The organism is Streptomyces sp. NPDC107538 (assembly GCF_055657445.1).
In genome coordinates, this window is sequence record NZ_JBVKAY010000010.1 from 99,836 (window position 1) to 124,250 (window position 24,415).

At 73.2% G+C, this 24,415-nt stretch carries 17 protein-coding genes; 4 read left to right on the forward strand and 13 right to left on the reverse strand.

The annotated features are described in order from the left end of the window. Nucleotides 1-42 precede the first annotated feature (42 nt). The 7 genes from ACZ7MG_RS30825 to ACZ7MG_RS30855 all read right to left on the reverse strand — a co-directional run bounded on the left by ACZ7MG_RS30825 (nucleotide 43) and on the right by ACZ7MG_RS30855 (nucleotide 10,999). Complete coding sequence (locus ACZ7MG_RS30825; protein WP_471386845.1) at nucleotides 43-3,510, reverse strand: hypothetical protein; 3,468 nt, start codon at nucleotides 3,508-3,510, stop codon at nucleotides 43-45. Between the two features lie 127 nt (nucleotides 3,511-3,637). Beyond that, nucleotides 3,638-5,704 (reverse strand): iron ABC transporter permease, encoded by a 2,067-nt coding sequence (locus ACZ7MG_RS30830; protein WP_471386843.1) that lies wholly within the window; start codon nucleotides 5,702-5,704, stop codon nucleotides 3,638-3,640. Nucleotides 5,705-5,758: 54 nt separating this feature from the next. Next, nucleotides 5,759-6,742, reverse strand: coding sequence for an ABC transporter substrate-binding protein (locus tag ACZ7MG_RS30835; RefSeq protein WP_471386840.1), 984 nt, complete (start codon nucleotides 6,740-6,742; stop codon nucleotides 5,759-5,761). Beyond that, nucleotides 6,739-7,608: an ABC transporter ATP-binding protein gene (locus tag ACZ7MG_RS30840; RefSeq protein WP_471386838.1), complete on the reverse strand. Its 870-nt coding sequence runs from the start codon at nucleotides 7,606-7,608 to the stop codon at nucleotides 6,739-6,741. The genes ACZ7MG_RS30835 and ACZ7MG_RS30840 overlap by 4 nt, the downstream gene beginning before the upstream one ends. A gap of 57 nt (nucleotides 7,609-7,665) precedes the next feature. After that, a complete protein-coding gene (locus tag ACZ7MG_RS30845) occupies nucleotides 7,666-8,190 on the reverse strand; it encodes an MSMEG_1061 family FMN-dependent PPOX-type flavoprotein (protein ID WP_471387377.1) in 525 nt (174 codons plus the stop codon). Nucleotides 8,191-8,422: 232 nt separating this feature from the next. Beyond that, nucleotides 8,423-9,385, reverse strand: a complete 963-nt coding sequence (locus tag ACZ7MG_RS30850) for a DMT family transporter (protein ID WP_471386835.1) — start codon at nucleotides 9,383-9,385, stop codon at nucleotides 8,423-8,425. A gap of 273 nt (nucleotides 9,386-9,658) precedes the next feature. Then, entirely contained in the window at nucleotides 9,659-10,999 is a 1,341-nt protein-coding gene (locus tag ACZ7MG_RS30855) for a ferredoxin reductase family protein (RefSeq protein ID WP_471386832.1), read from the reverse strand. A 228-nt stretch (nucleotides 11,000-11,227) separates the two neighbouring features. Between ACZ7MG_RS30855 and ACZ7MG_RS30860 the strand changes: the two genes are divergently transcribed. Together ACZ7MG_RS30860 and ACZ7MG_RS30865 are read left to right on the forward strand one after the other, a co-directional pair. Then, complete coding sequence (locus tag ACZ7MG_RS30860; protein ID WP_471386829.1) at nucleotides 11,228-13,330, forward strand: DUF4139 domain-containing protein; 2,103 nt, start codon at nucleotides 11,228-11,230, stop codon at nucleotides 13,328-13,330. Between the two features lie 25 nt (nucleotides 13,331-13,355). Next, nucleotides 13,356-14,918, forward strand: coding sequence for a DUF4139 domain-containing protein (locus ACZ7MG_RS30865; protein WP_471387375.1), 1,563 nt, complete (start codon nucleotides 13,356-13,358; stop codon nucleotides 14,916-14,918). Nucleotides 14,919-14,953: 35 nt separating this feature from the next. On the opposite strand, the gene ACZ7MG_RS30870 is transcribed toward ACZ7MG_RS30865, so the two are convergent. Further along, nucleotides 14,954-15,376, reverse strand: a complete 423-nt coding sequence (locus ACZ7MG_RS30870) for a secondary thiamine-phosphate synthase enzyme YjbQ (protein WP_471386827.1) — start codon at nucleotides 15,374-15,376, stop codon at nucleotides 14,954-14,956. A gap of 74 nt (nucleotides 15,377-15,450) precedes the next feature. On the opposite strand from ACZ7MG_RS30870, the gene ACZ7MG_RS30875 reads away from it, so the two are divergent. Next, nucleotides 15,451-16,533 carry an NAD(P)-binding domain-containing protein gene (locus tag ACZ7MG_RS30875; protein ID WP_471386824.1) on the forward strand — a complete coding sequence of 361 codons (1,083 nt, stop codon included), beginning with the start codon at nucleotides 15,451-15,453 and terminating at the stop codon, nucleotides 16,531-16,533. A 116-nt stretch (nucleotides 16,534-16,649) separates the two neighbouring features. On the opposite strand, the gene mltG is transcribed toward ACZ7MG_RS30875, so the two are convergent. Both mltG and ACZ7MG_RS30885 read right to left on the reverse strand, forming a co-directional pair. Next, entirely contained in the window at nucleotides 16,650-17,516 is an 867-nt protein-coding gene (mltG, locus tag ACZ7MG_RS30880; RefSeq protein ID WP_471386821.1) for an endolytic transglycosylase MltG, read from the reverse strand. A 43-nt stretch (nucleotides 17,517-17,559) separates the two neighbouring features. Beyond that, on the reverse strand, nucleotides 17,560-19,494 hold the full coding sequence (locus ACZ7MG_RS30885) for an ABC transporter ATP-binding protein (RefSeq protein WP_471386818.1): 1,935 nt from the start codon (nucleotides 19,492-19,494) through the stop codon (nucleotides 17,560-17,562). Nucleotides 19,495-19,605: 111 nt separating this feature from the next. Here ACZ7MG_RS30885 and ACZ7MG_RS30890 point away from each other — a divergent pair, with 111 nt between their 5' ends. Continuing rightward, complete coding sequence (locus ACZ7MG_RS30890) at nucleotides 19,606-20,061, forward strand: MarR family winged helix-turn-helix transcriptional regulator (protein ID WP_471386815.1); 456 nt, start codon at nucleotides 19,606-19,608, stop codon at nucleotides 20,059-20,061. Between the two features lie 114 nt (nucleotides 20,062-20,175). Here the strand turns inward: ACZ7MG_RS30890 and ACZ7MG_RS30895 are convergent, their stop codons facing one another. From ACZ7MG_RS30895 to ACZ7MG_RS30905, 3 genes are all read right to left on the reverse strand, one after another. Next, on the reverse strand, nucleotides 20,176-21,603 hold the full coding sequence (locus ACZ7MG_RS30895; RefSeq protein WP_471386812.1) for a cation:dicarboxylate symporter family transporter: 1,428 nt from the start codon (nucleotides 21,601-21,603) through the stop codon (nucleotides 20,176-20,178). A gap of 145 nt (nucleotides 21,604-21,748) precedes the next feature. Beyond that, the gene (locus ACZ7MG_RS30900; RefSeq protein WP_471386808.1) at nucleotides 21,749-23,461 is read right to left on the reverse strand and encodes a peptide-N4-asparagine amidase; all 1,713 of its coding nucleotides are present in this window, start codon (nucleotides 23,459-23,461) and stop codon (nucleotides 21,749-21,751) included. 93 nt (nucleotides 23,462-23,554) lie between these two features. Then, the gene (locus ACZ7MG_RS30905; protein WP_471387372.1) at nucleotides 23,555-24,250 is read right to left on the reverse strand and encodes a hypothetical protein; all 696 of its coding nucleotides are present in this window, start codon (nucleotides 24,248-24,250) and stop codon (nucleotides 23,555-23,557) included. Between the last annotated feature and the right edge of the window lie 165 nt (nucleotides 24,251-24,415).

The window sequence follows — 24,415 nt, forward strand, 5'->3', positions numbered from 1 at the left end:
ACTGCCCTGTCCCGCGGGCGGGTCCTTCCCCGCGCCGGGCGGTCATTCGTTCTCGGTCAGGGTCCGGTACGCCTCGTGGCGTACGTCGGCGTTCGCGTGCCCGCGCAGCAGCCGCAGCAGCGACCGCCACTCGTCGGGCCAGCCGAGGGGGATGCCTGTCCCCTTCACCAGGCCGACCGCCAGCAGGCCCGTCGTGGTGCCGCCGTCGCGCGCGAAACGCTCGGCCGCGGTCAGCAGGGCTTCCGCCCGCTCCCGGTGAACACGGAACGCCGAGGACGGCCGCAACCGGTCGGCCGTGTGCACCGCGGCCGTCACCCCGGCGCCCTCCAGGGCCTCGGCCAGGTCCCGCAGTCGTCGGAGCAGTGCCTCGGGCTCCGCCGTGTGGTCGACCAACTGCCCCAGCAACTGGGCGCGTTCCGCCGCGAGCAGGGGCTCCGGCGCCAGCTGGGCGGCGACCGCCTCCAGCAGCTCGGGGCCCACTCCGTCGACGTACCCGAGCGACGTCAGGTGCCGGAGCCGCTGCAATGCCGGCAGGTCACGGCCCTCCAGGGCGTCCGCGCCGCCCTCCGCCGTGCGCATCGCGGCCAGCAACCCGGCCACCGCGCCGTGGAACACGCTGCCCGGCGCGACACCGCCCACGGGATGCGGCAGCCCGGAGGCGGCCAGATCGCGCAGCACATACTCCGCGTGCCGCCAGTCCCTGCGGTCGCCGAGGTCGCAGGCGGTCCGGGAGATCCGGACGGCCAGTTCGGGCGAGTGGCCGCACCACACCCCCATGGCCCGCAGCAGGGCGTACCCGCCGCCGAAGCCCTCGGTGAGCGCGAGGGCGGTGTCGTATGCCGCGACGATCACGGCCGCGTAGTCGTGGCGGTGCGCCTCAGCCAACTCCCAGGGGGTGACGGCCAGGAGGGCTTCGTGCACGGCCTGGCTGTCGTCGCGTGCGGCGTCCGCCAGCAGCCGCCGTGCCTCCGGCTCGTCGAGCAGCGGCGGCAGGGCGCGGACGACGGCGGCCCGCACGTCCGGGTGGCGGTCGGTGGCGTGGAAGGCGCCCGCCAGCAGGGCGACCGCCCGGCGGGGCGGCAGGAAGCGGGCGGCGAGCCGTACGGCCTCCTTCCGGGCGGTGACCTTCGCGGGCCGTTCCCCGGTGAGCAACTCGTCCAGGGCGAGAGCGAGTTCGGACGGGGCGGTGAAACGGGCGGCGCGGGCCGCCGCGTACACGGCGACCCTGGCCCGGTCGCCGCCCGCCTGTTCGAGCAGGGCGGGCAGGGTGGCGTGCGGCCGGTCGGTCCAGGGCAGCGCGCCGAGCGCGGCCTCGGCGACGAGCACCTCCGGGTCGTCCTTGTGCGCGAGCGCCAGGGCACGCCCGAACCCCGGGACCGGCGCGGCGGCCCGGATCAGGGCGGCCCGTTCGTCGAGCGGAAGCGAGCGGTCGGCGACCGCCCGCGCGACCAGCCGGACCGCCGCCCGGTGCTGACTCGGCAGCCAGCGGTCGCTGTCGCCGAGGTCCGGCAGCGGGCGCCGGGCGCCGTCGACCAGGAAGCGGCCGTACGGCGGGGCCTCGCCGAGCAGGGTGTCCAGCAGGTCCGTGCGCCGTCGGCTCAACACCCGTCGTACGGGCGGGAGGACCACGGCCGACGGTTCGAGGGCGACGATGGCGGTGACCCGTTCGTCGCGGGTCGCGGGGGCGGCCAGCCACAGGCCGGCGGCCTCCCGGAACGTCTCGTCGTCGCCACGCTCCAGTGCCGTGGCCAGGCGGTGCTGGAGTTCGGGCAGGCGCCGGGCGCGCGGGCCGAGGGCGGCGGTCAGGCCCAGCAGCAGCCGGAAGTCGGCCCGCCCGGCCCCGGCGTCGAGCCACGGGCGCAGGGCCTCGACGACCTGGTGCTCCTGGCCCCGGCGCAGGACCCGGTGGAGCGGGCCGAGGTCGGGCACCCCGACCCGGCTCGTGAGCCGCTCCAGGGTGCGCAACGCCCACTCCCGCAGGGCCGCCCGCCCCTCGGTGACCTGCTCCTCGTCCGTCGCGCGGGCCTCGTCCGCGTCCTGGGCCTCGTCCGCCACGCGGGGCTCGTCCGTCGCATGCTCGACGAGCAGTCGTACGGCGAGGGTGCGCAGCGCCGTCAGGGTGTCGGCCGAGCTGTCCCGGGCCTCCAGGGCGTCGATGGCGAGCGTGTCCAGCAGCGGGGCGTGGTCGGCGGCGAAGAGGCGCGGATGGGCCTCGGCGAGCGCGCCGAGCGCGGCGGCGCGTACCGGGTCCCGGTCGTTGCGCAGGCGGCGGCCCGCCGTGGTGAGCAGCTCGGTGATCGCCGCCCGGCCGCCGTCGCGGGCGGCGCAGGCCACGAACAGCGGCCAGGCGGTGGCCCGGTCGTCGGCGTCGGACCGCCCGATCGCCGCGAGCAGATCGGCGCGTGCCTCGTCGAGCGGGCCGTGGGCGAGGGTGTCCAGCTCGTCCCACCAGTAGTCGGTGCCGTCGAACTCGGCCACCGCCAGCCGGACTTCGGCCCAGCGGCGCTCGCGCGGCAGCAGCCCGAGGACGCTCAGCGCCGGGCTCCACACCGTGCCTCCCTCCGCGACCGCGTCCACGAACGCGGGGCGCCGGCCGGGTGCCATGGCCTTCACCAGCGCGGCGAAGTGCCCGCTGCGGTTCAGCCAGTGGCGGCCCAGCGCGGTCAGCGACGCGGGCTCGGCCCGCACGAGCCGGCGCAGCACCCCCGGCGGCGGCAGCGGCTCGTGGCGCTGTTCCCGGCGGTCGGCGGAGGTGATCCAGCGGATGACCCGGTCGGCGTCGGCGGTGACGAGGGGACCCAGTGCGACGTTCAGGGCGGGCGGCAGACTGCCGGGGCCGAGCCGCTCCAGCAGGGTCGTCACCCGCTCGGGACGCAGCGGGGCGAGGGCCGCGACCGTGGTGGCGTGCAGACGCCACCAGTCGTCGCGCCGCTGTCCGCCGGCCCGGTCGGCCAGGGTCCGTTCGGCGTGGTCCAGCACCGGGTCGGGATGCCGGGAGGCGAGCCGCGTCCAGTGGTCGACGGCGTGCGCGAGCCCCGGCAACTCCCGTGCCACGAACGGGGTGGAGCAGGCCGGCAGCAGCCGCGCGGCCTCGGCGTCGCCCCACTCCGCGCGCAGCCGCCCCACCAGCCGCTCGGCGAGCGCGGTGCGGTCTCCGGCGGCGAGCAGCCGGGCCAGCCGACCGCGCAGGACGGCCGGCGCGTCGTCGTACGCCGCCTCCACCGCCCGGTCCGGTACGGCCAGTTCGCGTGCCGCGCGCCGCGCGTACCCGGCGACGACCGGGTCCGGATCGGCGAGCCGCTCCGCGAGGAACCCCGCGTCCCGTCCGACGAGGGCCGCGAACGCCGCGAGCCGCCGCTCGTACGGTTCGCGCCCGTCCAGCTCGCTCAGCAGCGGGGCGAGCGCGCCCTCCTCCGCGAGCCCGCGGGCGGTCCGCGCCGTCAGGGTGAGCCGGGCGGGGAACGACAGCGGTTCGAGAGCGGAGAGCAACTGCTCCGCGGTGGTCGGCATGCGGCGATTGTGCCGGGCGGGATCCGATCGGGCGATCGAATAAGTGCGAGTGCCGAGCCGGACGCCCCGTTGCTTCGAGGGGCGCGGGGAACTGCGCGAGAACCCCCACCCACCCGCACCCTGCCGACTACCGTCGCCCGCGCACCAGCAGATAGAGGAAGTACGGCGTGCCGATCACCGCCGTCATCAGCCCGGCCCCCAACTGCGCCGGGGCGATCACCGTACGGCCGAGAAGGTCGGCCGCGCAGACGAGACCCGCACCGAGGAGGACGGCGACCGGGACCACCCGTACGTGCCGTCGGCCCACGAGGGCGCGCGCCGCGTGCGGTGCCACGAGGCCCACGAAGCCGATGGTGCCGGCCGAGGCGACGGCGGTCGCGCTGAGCAGCACGGCCACCACCAGGAACCCGAGCCGGGCCCGGGAGAGCCGCAGGCCGAGGAGCCGGGGGGTGTGTTCGTCCAGGGAGACGAGGTCCAGCTCGGTGCGGCGGGCCACCGCGACGACGAGACCCAGCGCGAGGACGGCCGCGACGGGCAGGACGTCCGGCATGGTCCGCCCGTACGTCGAACCGGACAGCCAGGTCAGGGCCTTGGTGGCGTTGAACGGGTCGGTGAGCACGATGAGCAGGCTGATCAGTGCCGTGGTCCCGGCGGCCACGCCGATGCCGACGAGGACCAGCCGGTTCTGCTGGTAGCCGCCCCGGGCCGCCAGTCCGAAGACGATCACGGAGGCGAGCGCGGCACCGACGAACGCGGCCCCGGCCACACCCCAGCCCCCGACGACGGGCACCGTGGTGACGAGCAGGACGGCGCCCAGCGCGGCTCCGCCGGAGACGCCCAGGATCGCCGGTTCCGCGAGCGGGTTGCGGGTCACGGCCTGCACCAGCGTCCCCGCGAGGGCGAGCGCCGCGCCCGCGCACAGGGCGGCGAGGACGCGGGGCACCCGGGTGTCGAGGACGAACGACACGGTCTGCCCGGCCCGTCCCTGCGCCCAGTTCGCCACATCGCCGAGCAGAAGCTTGGTGTCGCCCAGCAGGACACCGGCGATGACGACACCTACGGTCACGGCGACGAGGACGGCGACCGTGACCAGGAACGCCGTACGGCTGGGGATGCGCGGCCGGTCCGGCGCCTCGGCCCCGGCCGTGTCCCGCAGCCGTAGCGCCATCACCACCAGGAACACGGCGCCGACCAGGCTGGTGACGACGCCGGTGGGCACGGCCACCACCGTGTCGGAGGGGATCAGGGCGCGCAGCAGCACGTCCGACCCGAGGACCAGTCCGGCGCCGACCAGTCCGGCCGCGGGCAGGGCGCCGCGGGCGCGGACGAAGCCGCGGAAGCGGCGGGCGAGGGGGCGGACCAGGGCCGGTGCGCACAGGCCGACGAAGCCGATCGGCCCGGCGAGGGTGACGGCCGCCGCGGACAGCAGTGTCGCCAGGACGACGACCGTGACCCGGGTGGCGCGGACGGGGACGCCGAGTCCGCGCGCGGCGTCGTCGCCGAGGGCGAGCGCGTCGACCCGGCGGGCCGTCAGTCCCAGGCCGACGAGGCCGACGGCCACCACCGGCAGCATCTGCAGGACGCCGCCGAAGCCGTTCTGACCGATGCTGCCCTGGTTCCACTGGTAGAGGCCCTCGGTCTCCTGCGGGAACAGCAGGAGCAGGCCCTCCGTCATGGAGTTGAGGCCGAGGGCGAGGGCGGTGCCGGCGAGGACCAGGCGTACGGTGCCCGTGCCGAGGCCGGAGAGGGCGAGCACGACGCCCGCCGCGAGCAGTCCGCCGGCGAAGGCGACGCCGGAGGAGGCGAGCAGCGGCAGCGAGACACCGGTGACGCCGACGATGCCGAGGGCGAAGTACGCACCCGCGTTCACGGCGAGGGTGTCGGGCGCGGCGAGCACATTGCGGCTGACGGCCTGCAGCACGGCGCCCGCGACGCCGAGGACGACGCCGACGAGGAGGCCGGCGGTCATCCGCGGCAGCCGCGAGGCGATCACGACGGACGCGTCCCCCGGGTCGGCCCGCCCGGTCAGGGCCTTGAGCACCTCGGCGGGGCCGACGGCGGCGGTGCCCTGGGTGATGTCCACGACGGCGAGGGCCGCGACCAGCAGGACGAGGCCGGCCGTCACCGCGGCCGCGCCCGTCCGGGTCGCGGCCGTCGACGGACGGGTGGCGGGGGGCGTTGCGGTGACGGCCATGACTCCGTTGCTTCTGCTGCTCTGTGTGTCCGGTCCTTCTGCTGCCGCTGTCGGCTACTTCTTCGTCAGCGCGTCCACGACGGCGTCGATGTACGCCTCCATCGACCCGGGGCCGCCGAACATCCAGATGCCGTCGGGCAGTCGGTGCACGTCACCGGCCTTGACGAAGGCGAGGGACTTCCACACGGCGTTCTCGGCCAGCTCGTTGGTGAAGGGGTTGCTGGTCTCGTCCTCGTCGTTGCCTATGTAGGCGAACCGGACGTCCTTCGGCAGGTCGGTGAGGCCCTCGACGTCGGTGGTGCCGAGGCCGTAGTCGGCGTCGCCCTTCACCTTCCAGGCGTTCTTCAGGCCGATCCGCTCGTTGACGGCGCCGATGAGCGAGCCGCTGGTGTAGGGGCGCAAGGAGACCTGGTTGGAGGCGACGTAGCCGTCGGCGAAGGCGATGTCCGCGCCGTCGAGCCCGGCGTCGGTGAGAGCCTTCTTGCCCTCGGCGACCTTGGCCTCGAAGCTCTCCTTGACCGTCTTGGCCTGGTCGGTGGTGCCGGTGGCCTCGGCGATGAGATCGAGGTTCTCGAACATCTGCCCGATCTGGTCGGAGGCGTCCGCGGACTGGATGCCCAGCACGGGGGCGATCTCGCGCAGCTGCTTCACGGCGGCGGCCGGCAGGTCGGAGGAGGCCACGATGAGGTCGGGCTTCAGGCCCGCGATGGTGTCCATGCTCGGCTCGCCGCGCGTGCCGATGTCCTTGGGCTCGTTCTTCAGCGGGACGGCCTGGTCCCAGGTCTTGTAGCCCTTGACGTCGGCGACGCCGACGGGGTCGACGCCGAGCGTGACGAGGAACTCGACCTCGTTCCACTCGGTGGCGACGACCTTGGTGGCCGGGCCGTCGAGTTCGACCTTCTTGCCGGTGGAGTCGGTGAGGGTGATGCCCTGCGACGGCTTCGCGGAGCTCTCGGCCGCCGGCTCGGTGGTGCCGCAGGCGGCGAGGGTGAGCGCCGCGGCGGTGGTGGCGGCCGCGGTGAGCAGGTGACGTCTCATGAGGTGGAGCCGAGCCTTTCGCTTGGGGTGGTGCGGGTGTGGTGACGGCCGATCGGGCGGGTGCGCAGCCGGCCGGTGAGGGGGTCGGTGTCGACCTCGATGCGGATGCCGTAGACGGCGGTCAGCCGCTGTGGTGTCAGGACGTCCTCGGGCGGGCCCTCGGCGACGATCCGGCCCGCTTCGAGGAGGGTGATCCGGTCGGCGACGGCCGCCGCCTGGTCGAGGTCGTGCAGGACGACGCCGACGGCGATCCCGTGGTCGTCCGCCAGATCGCGGACCAGGTCGAGGAGTTCGACCTGGTAGCGCAGGTCGAGATAGGTCGTCGGTTCGTCCAGCAGGAGCACGCCGGTCTCCTGGGCGAGGCAGCTCGCGAGCCACACCCGCTGCAACTGCCCGCCGGACAGGTGGTCGGCGCCGCGCGCGGCGAGGCCCGTGACCCCGGTGAGCGCGAGCGCCCGGTCGACGGCGGCCGTCGCGTCCGGATCCCGGCGGCCGAAGCGGCCCCGGTGGGGATAGCGGCCGAACTCGACGACGTCCCGCACGGTCAGTCCGCTGGGCGTGGGCCGCGCCTGCGTCAGCAGGGCGACGTGCCGAGCGAACTCACGGGCGGTCAGGGCCAGTCCGTCGGTGTCGGTGTCGATCCTGAGCGCGGCGTGCCGGGCCCGCTGCAGCCGGGCGATCGTCCGCAGAAGCGTCGACTTGCCGCTGCCGTTGGGCCCGACCAGCACGGTCACCTCGCCGGGCCGCAGTCCGATCGCGACGTCGTGCACGACGTCGACGCCGTCGTACGACACGGTCACACCCGTGGCCGACAGTGCGTGACCGCGGAGTCTCGGGGTGTCGGCTGCTTCCTCACCAGATCTCACAGGCGAAGGTTAGCCTAACCTAAGTAATGGCCGACAGGGGCCCCCTTTCGGCCGGATTCAGCCGGTCCGCCACGACGCCGGATCCCACACCCCGGAGCGGCGCAGGGAGGCCGGGCAGTGCAGATAGATCTCGTCGATCTCCAGGACCAGGGCCAGAGCGGGCCGCCGGTCGTCGAGGGTCATCGCGTCGAAGAACGGGGCGTCGGTGAGGATGCGGGCCCGGCCGTTGATCCGCAGGACCTCCTTGCTTCCCGGGATCAGATAGAGCAGGCCGGCGTGCGGGTTGTCGAGGATGTTGTGGAAGCTGTCGCCGCGCCGGTTGCCCGGCCGGTCGGGCAGGGCTATCACCCCGGGGTCGACGACATGGGTGAACCCCGGCGCGTCCCCGCGCGGCGAGACGTCGCAGTCGCCCCGCGCGTCGGAGGTGGCCAGCAGACAGAGCGGTGAGCGGGCCAGGATGCCCCGGTCCTGCTCGGTGAGCCGGTCGTGGACCTTCTCGATCACCACGGGCCAGGGCTCGCCCAGCAGTTCACGCAACTCCTCACGCGACCCCAGCTCGACCCAGCCGTCCCCGGCCGCCACTTCCGGTCCACGGCGGTCATCGGGGCGGGACTCGGGGCCGCCACGCAGGCGATCGCCCCCGGCGGTGGTCTCGATCGTGCGCGGCAAGGCCGACCCCCAAGGTGTGCGCGTCCGGCGGTGGTTGCACCTCGGAGCCGAGGAGCAGGTTAGGTCACCCTAACCACATGATCGGCGCAGGGTCCAGCAGTCGGGTCCGGCCCCGGACAGGCGTGGGACCGGACCCGAACAGGCCCTAGCGGTTCCGGCGGCCCGCGCGGACCGGCACCGCCAGCAGCACGAGGCCGAGCGCGAGGACGCCGAGCCCGCACCAGGAGGCGGCCGGCAGGCGTTCACCGAGGACGGCGACCCCGAGGACCGCCGCCACGGCCGGCTCCGCGAGGGTCAGCGCGGTGGCCGTCGACGCGGGCGTACGGCGCAGTCCGTGCCCGAAGAGCAGGTAGGCCAAGTAGACGGTGAACAGGGCGAGATACCCCGCGACCGCCGCCCCGCGGATGGTGCCGAGCCAGTGCGCGCCGGCGAACGCCACCACCGGCAGGACGAGCAGCCCGGCCGCGCCGAACAGCACCCCCATCACCGCGCCGGACGGATGCCCGCCCGTGATGAGCCGCCCGCCGATCCACGAGTAGACGGCGTACGCCAGCCCACCGCACGCGGCGAGCGCCACGCCGACCAGGTCCGTCGTCCCACCGTGCCCGGTGAGCCGGGGGCCCAGCACCAGCAGGGAGCAGCCCAGCACGGCGCACGCGGTGGCCGCGGTCCAGCGTGCCGTGGGCCGGACCCGCCCGGTGATCCAGGACAGCAGCCCGGCGAAGACCGGCGCGCTGCCCAGCGCGATCACCGTGGCGACGGCCACGCCGGTGCGGGCGACCGCCGGGTAGAAGGTGACCGGATAGACGGCCACCGCCAGCGCGCCCGGCACCAGCAGCCGGCGCTCGGAGCGGGTGCAGGCGGCGGGCAGCGAGCGGGCACCCCGGGCGGTGAGGAACATCAGGATGCCGCCGAGGGCGAGCCCGGCACAGCCGATGGCCGCCGCCGGGGCCCCGGCCGGTGCCAGCGTGCCGGCGGTCCCGGTCGTGCCCCACAGCACGGCCGCGACGAGGATGGGGGCGGGGCCGTCGAAGAGCGCGGCGTGAGGGAGGCGCGGGCCGGTGGCGGCAGGGCGCGCGGGGGTCAGAGGAGTCGTGCGGTTCGGCACAGTCGTGAACTTCCGTCGTCGAATACGTCAGGGACTGGATTCGAAACGGGCGCACGACAACAGCCCCTGACCGCCCTGCGGGACGGTGGGGCCGGGAATCAGACCGTCTGGTGTCGGCGCCCGGTCAGGCGCCGAGCGGCGGCAGAACGACGTGCCAGTAGGTGTTCACGGGACGACGGTACTACGGCGGCGGGGGGGTGACCGTCACGAGCCCTCCCCCGTCGCTGCCCCGTCGCTGCCCCGTCGCTGCCCCCTCCCCGCTCCCCCGCCCGCTCAGGCCAGCCCGAACCTCTCGGCGTGTATCTGTCCGCGGGGAACCCGCAGACCGCGCAGGGCACGGAGCACGGCCGAGGTCATCGCGGGCGGCCCGCAGACGTAGACATCGCGCCCGGTGATGTCGGGGACGAGGGCGTGCAGAGTCGCCGGCTCGAACGACGGCGCCCCCTCTCCCCTGCGGCCGGTGAGCAGGTGCAGGCGCCCGCCGCGCGCCGCGACCAGCGCGCGCACCTCGTGGATCAGTACGGCGTCCCGCTCGCTGCGCACCCGGTAGAGCACGACGACGTCACCCGCCGGTTCCTCCTCCAGCAGGGCCCGGACGGGCGTGATCCCGACCCCGCCGGCGATCAGCAGGACGCCGGGCCGGGTGCGGTGCAGTGCCGTGAACGCCCCGTACGGCCCCTCGACGAAGGCGCGGGTGCCGACCGGGACATGGCGCAGTCCGGCGCTGGTGTCGCCGACCGCTTTGGCCGTCAGCCGCAGCGTACGGCCGTCGGGGGCCGCCGACAGCGAGAACGGGTTCGCCGACCACCAGTGGCGGTGTCCGGGGAACCGCCAGATGCAGAACTGCCCGGCCCGGGCGGGCAGTCGGTCGAGGTGACGGCCCGAGACGTGCACCGACACCACGTCGTGCGACTCGGGCACCACCGCCACGACCCGGAACCGGTGGTACAGGTTCCGCCACAGGGGCAGGACGACACGCCCCGCCAGCAGGGCACCGAACGCGAACAGCCACAGGGCCCACCAATAGATCGTGGCCGCCGCGGACGAGCGGAACGTCGTGGTCTCCAGCAGCTGGTGCACGAAGGCCAGCCCCAACGCGACGTACAGCAGCAGATGCAGCCCGTGCCAGGTCTCGTACCGCAACCGGCGCCGTATCCCCCGGAAGGAGACCACGACGGCCGCGACGAGAAAGGCCGCGGCCCACATACCGAGCAGGGAGGCCGGCACGCCGGCCAGCGCGAGGAACGTCCTGCCCATCGACGCGTCGTCGAGCCTCGCGTACCCGAGCACCACCAGCACGGCGTGGGTGAGGATCGTCCACATCAGAGCGAGGCCGACCCATCGGTGCCACACCGTCAGCCGGTCCATCCCGATCCGGCGGTCCACCCACGGCAGCCGGGCCACCAGCAGCAGTTGGAACATCATCAGCACGGCGGCGTGCAGCCCGAAGAACTTGGCGACGGTGAGCACGTCGTTCTTGCCGGTTCCGGCGATGGCGAAGAGCACCTCGACGATCACCAGGTTGACGAGGACGAACGTCCACAGTGCCCGGCGCGCCGCGACCACCGGCGGAACGCTGCCCCGCCGCACGCCAGATGAACCCGTGGTCTCCATCGCTCCCCCTCATGGATCGAGACCGGAACGCGCGACCGAGGACGCACGGCCGAAAACGCGCGCTGGAAGGGCTACCCAGGGAGGAGCCGCTTCACGCTCCGGGACCACCCCCTCCGGGGCCACGCCTTGCGGGAGCGCGCCCTCCGGGAGGCCGACCGAGGCGGCGCGGACACGCGGCCGGCCGCCGCGTAGGCTTCGCTCACCATGGACACGGCGGGGGCGGGGCACATGAGGACCGAGTCGGCACAGCGGTGGGGGTCGACCCTCGACGCGGTCGCGGTGTACGCGCGGGGCGCGCTCTGCCGCCGCCTGGCCCGTGGCATCGTGCCGCCCGACGGCCGGGTACGGGTGACGGGACTGCCCCGCTCGATGGACCCCGGCTCCCTGCGGGCCAGGGTCCTGGGCGCCCCCGGGGCGCGTGTCACCGAGGCCCGGGTGGACGTCGAGGCCGAGCCGCTCGGCACGGACGCCCCCGACGCCCTGCGGGGCGAGGTCGAGCGTCTGCGTGACGAGTGCGCGGCGGCCCGGGCCCGCCGGGACCGGCAGTTGGGCCTGATCGAGGAGATCAGGGCGCTCCACCCGGTCCCGCCCGCCCGCAAGCGGGAGGACCCGCACCGCCGCACCCCGGTCGACGCGTGGCTGGAACTCGCCGACTTCGTCGACGAGCGGCTGACGGGCCTCCAACTGCGCCTCGTCGAGCTGGAGAAGGCGCTGCACGACGTCGAGCACGAACTCGACGTCGCCGCCGACCGACTCGCCCGCGCCTCCACCGCCGTACCGTCGGCGCATGTGGAGACCACGGTCTGCGCGCTTCTGACACTCGACGGTGCCGGGGACACGGAGGTGGAGCTGGAGGTGGAGTACGGGGTGCCGGGCGCCGTCTGGGTTCCGACCTACCGTCTCACGCACCGTCAGGGCGACGACACCGGACGGCTGGTGCTGCGTGCCTCGGTCGCCCAGCGGACCGGCGAGGACTGGACCGGTGTGCGGATCGCCCTGGCCACCGCCGATCTCCGGCGCCGCGCCGATCTGCCGAGGCTCCGCTCGATCCGCGTCGGACGCCGTCAGCCCGCCGCCGCGCCCTCCGGCTGGCGCGAGCCTCCGTCCGGGCTCGCCGACCTGTTCACCGGGTACGAGGCGGCCGGGCCCCGCCCTGCCACGCTCGCCGCACCGGGGGCCGTGGCGGTCGGTCACGTGTCCGCGGGCGCCGCGGGCGGCCCCATTCCCCCACCGCCGCCTCCCCCGCCGCCGGCACCGCAGAGCTACGGCGGCCCCCCGGTGATGGTCCCGGCACCCGGCGGCGCGGTGGGCGCTCCCCCGGAGGTCTTCGAGGGCGCGCTGCCCGCGTTCGCGCCGCCCGTCGCCGGGGCCGGTCCGGGCGGCGGACCGCAGGCCGCCGCCCGGTCCTTCGCGGCCGCCCCCGCGCCCAAGGCGCCCGCGGCTCCCGGACGGGCGGCGCCACCACCCCCTCCGGCCCCGGTGTCCGGCCCGCCGCAGCCGAGCGACACCGAACTCGACTACGCCGCCCTCGTCCTGTGCGGCCCCGACGAGCAACCCGGCCGCAAGGGGCGGCTGTTCCCCAGCTCCTCCTACGACCCGGTGGCGACCGAGTACCGCCGCCGCGCCGAAGCCGTGGCCGAACTGCCGTTGCCCGGGCAGGCCGTGCGTCCCCGGGAGTCGGCGGGCTCCTTCGACCACCGCTTCGACGCCGCCGCCCGCGCCGACATTCCGTCGGACGGCACCTGGCACACCGTCACCGTCGGCGAGATCCCGGTCGGTCTGCGCACCGAGTACCTCTGTGTGCCGTCCGTGGAGCAGACCGTGTACGCGACGCTGGTGCTCTCCAACGCCACCGACCAGGCGCTGCTGGCCGGTCCGGTGGAGGTCACCGTCGACGACGACTTCCTGCTGACCGCCGCCCTGCCCACGCTCGCGCCCGGCGGTGTGCGCCGGGTGGGGCTGGGGCCCGCCGAGGGCATCCGGGTCACCCGTCGTACGAACGTGCACGAGTCGACCTCCGGCCTGCGCGGCAACACCACCGTGCTCGACCACCGCGTCCATGTGGAGCTGGCCAACCGGCTCGCGCGGCCCGTCACCGTCGAGGTCCGCGAGCGCGTACCGGTCACCTCCGAGCCGGGCGTACGGATCGACGAACGAGCCGAAGCCGGCTGGACGGCACCCGAGGAAGGCACCGGGCCCGACCGGCATGCGCCGGGCACCCGCGTCTGGCGACTGGACCTGCCCGCAGGCGCCACCGCCGCCCTCGACGGCGGCTACGAGATCCGCATCCCGACCGGCAAGGCCCTGGCCGACGGCAACCGCAGGAGCTGACACACCCATGTCCGCCGACACACCCATGTCCACGGCCCCGAAGCCGATTCCCCTCCCCGTCACCGCCGTCACCTGCCTGGAGGACCGCGCCCACATCGAGCGCACCGCCGTGCTGGACCTGACGGCCGGCGTCCAGCGGCTGCGTCTCGGGCCGGTCGGCGCGCTGGCCGTCGACCGGACCCTGCACGCCGAACTGACCGGCGATCACTCCGCGACCGTGCTCGACGCGCGGATCGTCCGCGCCTGGACACCGCGCGGACCGCTGCCGCCCACCGACGACGACTCCGCCCTGCGGCACCGCGTCCATGCCCTCGAAGAGGAGCGGCAGTCCCTGGAACAGCGCCGCGACCGGCTACGGGCCCGCCTCGACCTGCTCGGGCGGCTCGCCACCGATCTGCTGCGGGAGATCGGCGAAGGCACCGGCTCCGGGGAGAGCGAACGGCCCCGCTGGGCCCGCGAACTGGACCGGGTGGACGAGGAACGCGACACGCACGCCGAGCGACTCCGCGCCGCGGAGGCCCGGTTGACCGCCCTGGCCGCCGAACTCGCCGAGGCGGAGCGGGTCATGCACCTCTCCGAGGAGGAACCCGCCGAACTGGTCGGCCATGTCGAGCTGACCGTGGAGGCCGCGGTCGCCGGACCGGCCGGGCTGCGCCTGAGCCACCTCACCCCGTGCGCGCTGTGGCGGCCCGCCTACCGTGCCGTGCTCGACGGGGACTCGCTGACCCTGGAGACCGACGCGATGGTCTGGCAGCGCACCGGCGAGGACTGGTCGGACGTACGGCTGACGCTGTCGACGGCCCGCTCGGCGCTGGCCGGTGATCCGCCGCGGCTGCGCGAGGACCGGCTGACCCTGGAAGACCGCTCCCCGGCGGAGCGCCGCACGGTCGACGTCGAACTGCGCGAGGAGGAGATCGGAGACCTCGGGCCCGCCCCCGTGCTCGGCCTGCCCGGGGTGGACGACGGCGGCGAGGCGCGGGTGCTGAGGTCCCCCGCACCGGTCTCCGTCCCCGGGGACGGCCGCGCCCACCGGGTGCCCCTCTCGGTGTCCACCACGGCCGCGAGCAGCGAGTACGCCTGCTCGCCCGAGGTGTCGCCGCTGGTCACCCAGGTGGTGCGGTTCGACAACCGGTCCGGCCACGCGCTGCTCGCCGGGCCCGTGGATCTGGTCCGCGGCAGCGGGTTCAGCGGTCGCGGCACGCTGGACTTCACCGCCCCCGGCGCCCCCGTCGAGCTGGCTTTCGGCAGCCGCGACGACTTCCGGGTGGCCCGGCACGCCGAGGAGTCCCGCGAAACCGCGGGCCTCACCCAGCGGACCGTGGTCACCCGCACGGTCCGGCTCCACCTGTCCCGCTTCTCCGCCCCCGGGGAAGACGACGAGCGGCTCGTCGTCCTCCGGGAACGCATCCCGGTCTCCGAGGTCTCGGCGGTCGAGGTACGCCTCCGCAAGGACGCGTGCTCCCCGCCCCCCGCCGCGGTCGACGCCGAGGGCATCGTCCACTGGGAGCTCCCCCTCCCACCCGACGGCCACCGCACGGTCACCCTGACCTACGAACTCTCGGCGAACGCCAAGGTCACCGGGCTCTGAGCGGCTCGGGCCGTTCATCCTTCCGAGGCACGAGGTCACCCCAGAAAACTCAGACGCACCTGCCGGTTCGGGTTGTCGCGGTTCGTGTCCACCAGGCACACCGACTGCCAGGTCCCCAGTTCCAACTGCCCGGAGATGACGGGGAGGGTGGCGTGGGGTGGGACGAGGGCGGGCAGGACGTGGTCGCGGCCATGGCCGGGGGTGCCGTGGCGGTGGTGCCAGCGGTCGTCGGCGGGGAGGAGGGTCCGCAGGGCGGCGAGGAGGTCGTCGTCACTGCCGGCCCCGGTTTCGATGATCGCGATCCCGGCCGTGGCGTGCGGGACGAAGACATGGAGGAGACCGTCCCGGCCGGCCGCCGCCTCGCGGAGGAACGTCTCGCAGTCGCGGGTGAGGTCGACGACCCGCTCACGGGAGCCGGAAGCGACGTTCAGGACACGGGTGGTGAAGGCATCGGACATGCCCCCATCCTCGCGCAGCCACACGTGCTTCGGCGGAGGGGAAGATCCGTGCCCCCTCCACGGTTGGTAGAAGCGTGAACCAAACGGGTGAGGTCGAGGTGGTCGTCATCGGCGCGGGCCAGGCGGGTCTGGCCGGCGCCTATCACCTGCGCCGCAGCGGTTTCGAGCCGGAGCGCGACTTCGTGGTGCTGGACCACTCCCCCGGTCCGGGCGGCGCCTGGCAGTTCCGCTGGCCGTCGTTGACGTACGGCAAGGTGCACGGGATGCACGCGCTGCCGGGCATGGAACTGACGGGGGCCGATCCCGCGCGGCCGTCCTCCGAGGTCGTGAAGGAGTACTTCGACGCGTACGAGCGCGCCTTCGACCTGCGGGTACGGCGTCCGGTGGACGTCCACGCGGTGCGCGAGGGCGACGGCGGGCGACTGCTGGTGGAGACCTCGGACGGTACGTGGTCGGCGCGGGCGCTGATCAACGCGACGGGCACCTGGGACCGGCCGTTCTGGCCGCGCTATCCCGGTCAGGAGACCTTCCGGGGGCGGCAGTTGCACACCGCCCGGTACCCGGGGCCCGAGGAGTTCGCGGGGCTGCGGGTGGTCGTGGTGGGCGGGGGCGCGTCCGGGACGCAGCATCTGCTGGAGATCGCGCCGTACGCCGCCGCGACGACATGGGTGACGCGGCGACCGCCCGTGTTCCGCGAGGGGCCCTTCGACGAGGGCGCCGGACGGGCGGCCGTGGCCCTGGTGGAGGAGCGGGTGCGGCAGGGGCTGCCGCCGAGGAGTGTCGTGTCGGTGACCGGGCTGCCGCTCAACGACGCGATCCGGCAGGGCCTCGCGGACGGTGTCCTGGACCGGCTGCCCATGTTCGACCGGATCACGCCCGACGGCGTGGGGTGGGACGACGGCCGCCGGGTGGACGCCGATGTCATCCTCTGGGCGACCGGCTTCCGCGCCGCCGTCGACCATCTCGCCCCGCTACGGCTGCGGGAGCCGGGCGGCGGCATCCGGATCGACGGCACCCGCGCGGTGGCCGACCCGCGCGTCCATCTGGTCGGCTACGGCCCCTCGGCGAGCACCATCGGCGCCAACCGCGCCGGCCGCGCGGCGGTACGGGACATCCGACGGCTGCTGGCGAGCGAGCCGGCGGCCGCCGCCGCCTGACATTCCGGCCCGACCCGGCCCGACCTGGACCGACCTGGACCGGTTGAGAACGACCTGACCCGGCCCGGCCCGGCCCGAGGACCGGATGCGGTCGACGGCCCTGCGCCGAGGGCGGCTCAACCGGCCGTCGAGGGTGGCGCCGCGCTCGCCGACGCCTTCTTCCGGTGCTCGTTGAACTCGGCGACATTGCCCAGGTGTTCCTGGTAGTTCGCCGTGAAGCGGGTGTCGCCCGGCTTGACGGTGACGAAGTACAGCCAGTCGCCCTCCGCCGGATTGACGGCGGCCCGCATCGCCGGCTCGCCCGGGTTGGCGATCGGCGTGGGCGGCAGGCCCATGCGCCGGTACGAGTTGTAGGGGCTGTCGATCTTCGTGTCGTGGACGGTGGTGTCCAGCGTCGAGCGGTTCAGCGCGTAGTTGATGGTGGAGTCCATCTGCAGGGGCATCCCGCGCTCCAGGCGGTTGAAGACGACCCGGGACACCTTGCCCATGTCCTCCTCGGTGGCCGCCTCGGCCTGGATGATGCTGGCGATGGTGACCGCCTGATAGACGTTCATCGCGTTGCGCTGGGCCCCGGCCGTGACCTGACCGCCGTTGAACTTCTTGTTCGCGGTCTCGACCATGAACGTCAGCAGGGACTCGGGGGTCGACTTCTCCCGCAGCGGATACGTCGCCGGGAAGAGATAGCCCTCGGGGTTGCCCTCGGCGTCGTCCGGCAGCATCAGCTCGGCCTTGGCCAGGGACTTCTTGGTGGTTCCCCCGGGCAGGGCGAGGGCCTTGTCGACGGCTTCGTAGACCTGGCCGGCGCGCCAGCCCTCCGGGATCACCAGGGACGTCGGGCGCTCGGCCGCGCCGCCACCGCCCTCCACGCTCAGCAGCGGCACCGCCACGGCGGTGGCCGCCACGACGGCCCCGGCCGCGATGAGGGCGGCCCGGCCCCGACGCGTCAGTCGAATCGTGCTCCGTGGCGGAGTGTTCATCTGCATGCGGGCACGGTAACCCGCATATCACCTCAAACCCGGCATATCTTCATCTTGTCGGCTCCAGTTTCGGCGCCGCGACCACTTCACGGTCGGGCTTCACGCCGTCCGACTTCACGCCGTCCGGTTTCAGCCGGGCGTCCCGCCGCACCAGCGCCGCGTACCGGCCGCCGCGCTCCAGCAGTTCCTCGTGCGTACCGCGTTCCACCGCGCGTCCGGAGTCGAGGACGACGATCTGGTCGGCGTCCCGGACGGTGGAGAGCCGGTGGGCGATGGTGACCGTGGTGCAGTTGGCGGAGAGCGCGTCGATGGCCTGCTGCACCGCGTGCTCGGTGCGGGTGTCGAGGGCGCTGGTGGCCTCGTCGAGGATGAGGACCGGCGGGTCGCGCAGGATGGTGCGGGCGATGGCGAGCCGCTGCTTCTCACCGCCGGAGAAGCGGTGGCCGCGTTCGCCGACGACCGTGTCGTAGCCGTCCGGCAGCGCCGCGATGTGGTCGTGGATCTGCGCCGCCCGCGCCGCCTCGTGCAGTTCCTCGTCGGTGGCGTCCGGCTTGGCGAAACGCAGGTTGTCGGCGACCGAGGCGTGGAAGAGGTACGTCTCCTGGGAGACGACGCCGATGCCCCGGGCCAGGGTGTCGAAGTCCAGGTCGCGCACGTCGACGCCGTCGAGGGTGACCCGGCCGCCCGTGACGTCGTACAGCCTCGGCACCAGACTGCCGAGCGTGGACTTGCCGGCGCCGGTCGGCCCGACGACGGCGAGGCTGCCGCCGGCCGGGACGGTGAGGTCGATGCCGTCGAGGATCGGGCGTGCCGCGCCCTCGACACCTGGGCCACCGGCGTCGACGGGCCCACCGGGGGCGACGGGCCCAACGTGGTCGTCGCCGTCGTAGCGGAACTCGACGTTCTCGAAGCGGACTTCGCCCTTGATCCGGTCGAGGTGGACCGGACGCTCGGGCTCGGTGATGTCGATCGGCAGGTCGAGGTACTCGAAGATGCGCTGGAACAGGGCGAGCGAGGCCTGGATCTGCACGCCGGTGGAGAGCAGGCTCACGGTCGGCCGGAACAGGTTCTGCTGGAGCGAGACGAACGCGACCAGCGTGCCGACGGAGACCGAGGGGCCGCCGAGTTGCAGCGCGATACCGGCGGTCCAGTAGATGACGGCGGGCATGGCGGCCATGACGACGGTGATGATGGCCATGCGCCAGCGCCCGGCCATGTTGGCGCGGACCTCCAGGTCGACGAGCCCTTCGGACTCCTCGGCGAAGGACTTGGTGAGCGAGTCGGCGCGGCCCATCGTGCGGCCGAGCAGGATGCCGCTGACGGAGAGCGACTCGGTGACCGTCGCGGCCATCGCCGCCATCTGGTTCTGGCGCTGGGTGGTGATCTTCTTGCGCTCGTCGCCGACCCGGCGGCTTATCCACACGAACAGCGGCAGCAGAAGCAGGGTGACCACGGTGAGCCGCCAGTCCAGGGCGACCATGGCGACGACGGTGGCGACCACACTGGTGGTGTTGGAGACCAGCGAGGTGGCCGTCGAGGTGACGGTCGCCTGCATCCCGCCGATGTCGTTGGCGATGCGGGACTGGACCTCGCCGGTGCGGGTCCGGGTGAAGAAGGCGAGCGACATGCGCTGCAGCCGGCCGTAGACGGCGGTGCGCAGATCGTGCATGACGCGCTGGCCGACGGTCGTGGAGATCAGGGTCTGCAGGACACCGAAGATGCTGGTGAGCACCGCGCTCACGATCATGCCGAGCGCGAGCAGGCTCAGCAGACCGGTGCGTCCCTCGGGGATCGCGGTGTCGAGGATCTCCTTGAGGAGGAAGGGCGTGGCGACCGACGCGAGCGACGCGGCGCCGACGAGCAGGCCGACGATCGCGAGCCGGCCGCGATAGGGGCGGAAGAGCTTCAGGATGCGGCGGACCTGGCGGGGCTGTTCCGGCGAGACGGCGAACGACCCCCGGGCGGGTTCGTGGTCGGGATGCATGGGCTCCTACGGGAGGTGAGGCGGATGGGAATGGGCTTCGACGAGGCTTACGGAGCCTAGCTCATTGTTACCTATACTCACAATGAACATGGTCCTGATATTGTTCCCGGTATGACCACCCCCGACGCCGACGGGCTGCTCGCCGAGCAGTTGCTGCGCCTCACCCGCCGTGTGCACCGCATCCAGAAGCGCCACCTCCAGCAGAGCGGGCTGGAGATCACCCCGGCGCAGTCACGACTGCTGCGCGCCCTCGCGCACTACGAGACACCCCCGCGCATGGCCGATCTGGCGGAGCGGCTGGAGGTCGTGCCCCGGGCCGTGACGACCCTGGTCGACGCGCTGGAGGAGAGCGGGCGGGTGCGCCGGGTGCCCGACCCGACCAATCGGCGGGTGATCCGGATAGAGGTCACGGACGAGGGCCTCAAGGTCCTGCGCGAACTGCACCACGCACGCCGGTCGGCCGCCGAGGAGATCCTGGCACCACTGTCCGACGATCAGCGGGGGGTGCTCGGCGGGTTGCTGGACACGTTGATCGACGGGGCACCGGTGACGGGGCGGGGCTGCTGAGCGGCGCCGCCGAGCCGGAGGGCGTACCGCCGGGCACATGAAAGGGGCCCGACGCAGATCGCTGCGCCGGACCCCTCTCGGCTCCGGAACACCGGAGAACGAACTACGGAACGGTCAACTCACTTCAGGCACGGGCTGCTTCGACTCGTCCTTGGCGAGCACGGGAACCTCCGCCTTCGCGGGAGTCCCGGCAGGCTCGCCCGCTTCCTGGCCCGCTTCCTGGCCCGCTTCCTCGTCCTCCTCCACGAACTGGATCTCCCCGTCGAGCATCTTCTTCGCCCGTTCGGTGTCCAGCGCACCCTCCCACTTCGACACCGCGAAGACGGCGACGCAGTTGCCGAGAAGGTTGGTGGCGACGCGCATCGAGTCCATGATGCGGTCGACGCCGAGGAGGAGGGCGACCGCGCCGGCGGGGATGGCGCCGAGCGAGGCGGCGGTCGCCGACAGGGCCAGGAAGGCCGAGCCGGGGATACCGGCCATGCCCTTGCTGGTCAGCATCAGGACCAGGATGACGGTGACCTGCTGGCTGAGGCTCAGGTCCACGCCCACGGCCTGCGCGATGAACAGCGTGCCGATGGAGAGGTAGATGGACGCGCCGTCGAGGTTGAAGGAGTACCCGGTGGGCAGCACCAGCCCCACGGCGTCGTCACGGGCGCCGGCCTGCCGCAGCTTCTGCATCATGCGCGGCATGACGGACTCGCTGGAGGCGGTGCCCAGCGCGAGCAGCATCTCGGCCCGGGTGTAGCGGACGAACTTCCACAGGCTCAGGCCGGTCATCAGCTTCAGCGCGACGCCCAGCAGCACCAGGAAGACGAGGGCGACGGCGTAGCAGAGGATGATCAGCTTGGCGTAGGTCTTCATCACGCCGAGGCCGTACTCGCCGACCAGGTGGACCATCGCGCCGAACACGGCGAGGGGGGCCAGCTTCATGACGAAGCCGACGATCGCGAAGATGACCTCCTGCGCCTGCTCGATGGCGGGCAGGATCTTCGGCACCTTGGTGTGACCGAGGTGCAGCAGCGCGGCACCGACGAGGCAGGCGAGCACGAGCACCTGGAGCAGCGAGTTCTCGGCGAACGCGCCGATCGCGCTCTGCGGCAGCGCGTTCAGGATGAACTCGCCCGTCGTCGGCAGCTCACCGCCGGCGGTCTTCGCGTCGACCGCCGAGGTGTCGAGCTTCGAGGGGTCGACGTTCATGCCCGAGCCGGGGCCGAAGACGTTGGCGGCGACGAGGCCGATGAGCAGCGCGGCCGTCGAGGCGATCTCGAACCAGATCAGGGCCTTGAGCCCGATCCGCCCGAAGGCCTTGAGATTGCCGGCCTTGGCGATACCGACGACGACCACGCAGAACACCAGCGGCGAGATGACGGTCTTGATGAGGCGGATGAAACCGTCGCCGAGCGGCTGGAAGGTCGTGGCCGTGTCCGGCCACAACCTTCCGACGACGATTCCGAGCACAAGCGCGACTCCGACTTGTGCGAACAGTGAGGTACGCAGCATGCGTGCGACGCGTCGCGGCAGGGACGGTACGGACTGCGGCACGGGGCACTCCTCCGAAGGAACTTTCTGTCATGCGGAAAAGCGCTTCCGCGCCGATCACTATCGGGGAGTTGTCGCTCGCGGGGAAGACCGTCGTGTTTCGTCGCGGTAAATCATCGAACAGACGTCACATCACACGCATTCGACGTCAACAGCCCATTCGGTTCTCCGTCAGCACTCCCTGTACGGAGACGAGCGACCGGTCGTAGCACCGGCCCGAACCGTCGTACGTCCGGTAGCGCTCGCTCGTCGTGCCGACCGCGTGCCGCTGGTCACGCGGCACGTTCGCCGTGTACGTGGCGTCGCCCGTGTACGTGTCGTCGAGCCGGGACCACGCCGTGTGCCGTCCGCCGCGCGTCTCGGTGACCGTCGCCCGGTCGCCGAGCGTGAGCACGGTCCGCAGCCGGTCGCCCGCCCCGAGCGTCGTCGTTCCGTCCATCGTGTACGACCGCTGGACACGCGCCGTCCGGGCCGGTCCGCTCCCGCCGCCCCGGACGGTGACCGTCTCGTCGTCGCTCCACCGCGCGTCGAGCGCGTCGGGGTTCTCGCCGTCCGACCAGGTGTGCGTGGAGGTGTGGGCGAGGCTCCGGCGCACGGTGGTCGTCACCCGGCCGTGCGAGGTGTCGACGTAACCGGCGACCGTCAGCGCGTGGCCGCCCTCGGTGTCGAGCCGGTGTTCCGCACCCGGCGTGTACGCCGACGAGTTGGCGAGGTCGCCCGCCTGGACCTTGGTCAGCGCGCCGGTGACGTGTTCCCGTTTCGCGTCCTGCCAGACGAGGACGTTGACCGGGGCGCTCCAGCCCGTCTGCCCCTCGGGCACACCGACCACGGAGACCTCGATCCGGTGCGGGCGGCCGTCGTTGAGGAGGCCCGCGAAGGGGGTGAGGTCGTAGCGCAGGGGCTGGATGTCGAAGGCGCGGGGCCCGGGGACGACGTACCAGAGAAAGGGATTGGACCAGCCGCCGGTCCACACGTTCGGGAACGGCGCGGCGATTCCGGCCAGTTGTCCGTCCACCGAGATCTGCACCTCGCGGTACGGCCCCTTGTCCGCCTTGCAGGAGTACGGCGCCTCCTCGGGCACCGTCAGATACCAGTACTCCTCGCAGCCGCCGCCGGACCCGGTCGCGTACACCTCGGCGATGACGCGTTCGCTGTTGCGCGGGGTGGTGAGGGTGGTGCCGTCCTGGAGGGTGAGGACGCGGTCGGGGACGGTTCCGGCCGTCTTCGCGTCGGTCCTGCCCGCGTAGAAGGTGAGCGTGACCTTGACGTCGAGGACGCCGGTGTAGGTGTCGTCGACGACATTGCCGATGAGCATCTCGACCGGCTGGGCGCTGCGCAGGATGTCGCTGTAGCGCGTGACGTCCTTCTCCACGGACCACTCGATACCGTCGGGCGACGGCTGCGGGGTGGACGTCCGGAACACTTCCACACCGCCGATGTGGAGGTGGCCGAGGCGGTCGAACTGGCGGCCCTTCACCTTGCCGTCGAGCCGCAGGACGACCTTGCTCCACCCCTTCTTCCCGCACTCCGCCGGAGGTGCGTAGGTCCCCCGGTACGGCGTGAAGTCCCTGAACTGCGCCTCGGCGACCGTCACTTCGCACGATTTGGTGTTCTCGGGTCTACTGACGGGCGGGGCGGCGGTGATGGGATCGTGCCAGTCGCTGCCGAACTCGGCGGGGACGGTCGGGGGTTCGGCGGACGCGGTGGACGCGGTGGACGCGGTAGGCGCGGTGGCTGTCGTGTCGCGTGCGGGGGTGGCGCTCTGGGCGGGGATGGCGCTCTGGGCGGGGGTGGCTCCGAGGAGGGTGCTCGCCAGGAGGGTCGCCCCGGTGAGCATGGACATGATGATCCGGCTTCTCATGGCCGGAGTTCTACGGGGAGTCGGCGCCCCGCCGCAATGGGATCTCCGGCCACAAGCGGCCACATCCGTACCGGGTTCTCAGGACCGGGTGTCTCAGGCCTTCAACTCCGCCTTGTCCCCCATCACTATCACCGGGTGCTGCGCCGGGTCGAGGGTGCGCAGCAGGTACTCCATACCGGACTTGGAGAGGCTGACGCAGGCAGAGGTGCCGCTGCCGTGGTCCATGTGCAGCCAGATGCTGCCGCCCTTCGACTGCCCTTCGGGTCGCGTCGGGTCGATCGGGGACGTGCCCTTGACGCGGTTGTAGTCGATGGCGATGACATAGTCGAAGTCGTGCCAGTGCGACTTGGCCCAGTAGTGCGGCGCCTGGAACGACGCCGACGCGCTGTACGGCAGCTTGGCGCCCGGATCGGCGAGGACCCCGCCCGCGTCGCTGAGCGTGAACACACCGACGGGACTGCGCTTGTCGCCCTCCCGATGGTCGGTGGTCCACCCCTTCTTGCCGTTGTGCCCCTCCCAGCTGCGGGTCTTCTTCCAGGCCGAGCCGCTCTTCGTGTAGAGGACCACCGTGGCGTCGGCGTCGTCCTTCCCCTCGCCGTAGACGGCCACCACCTGGCGGGACGCGGCGGGGATCTGCTGCTGCAGACGATCGCCGACATCCGGGATGCGGGTCGGATCCACCGCCCCCGCCTCGGCACGGTCGGCCGTCCCTCCGGCCTTCGTGGCGTTCGGGTCGGCCTTGCCGGCGTCGCTCGTGTCACCCGAACCGCCGCACGCCGCCAGGGACATCACCAGCGCACCACTGACCACCGCCGCGAGTCCGACGCGCACCCCGCCTCTCGTCCGGTGCGTGCCGCTCACGCCGCTGGTTCGTCCCCGCATCGTCCCGCCTATTCGCATGCGGTCCATCGTCGCACCGCGCACCGGGCCCGGGCGCCCGCCGTCCCGCCCACC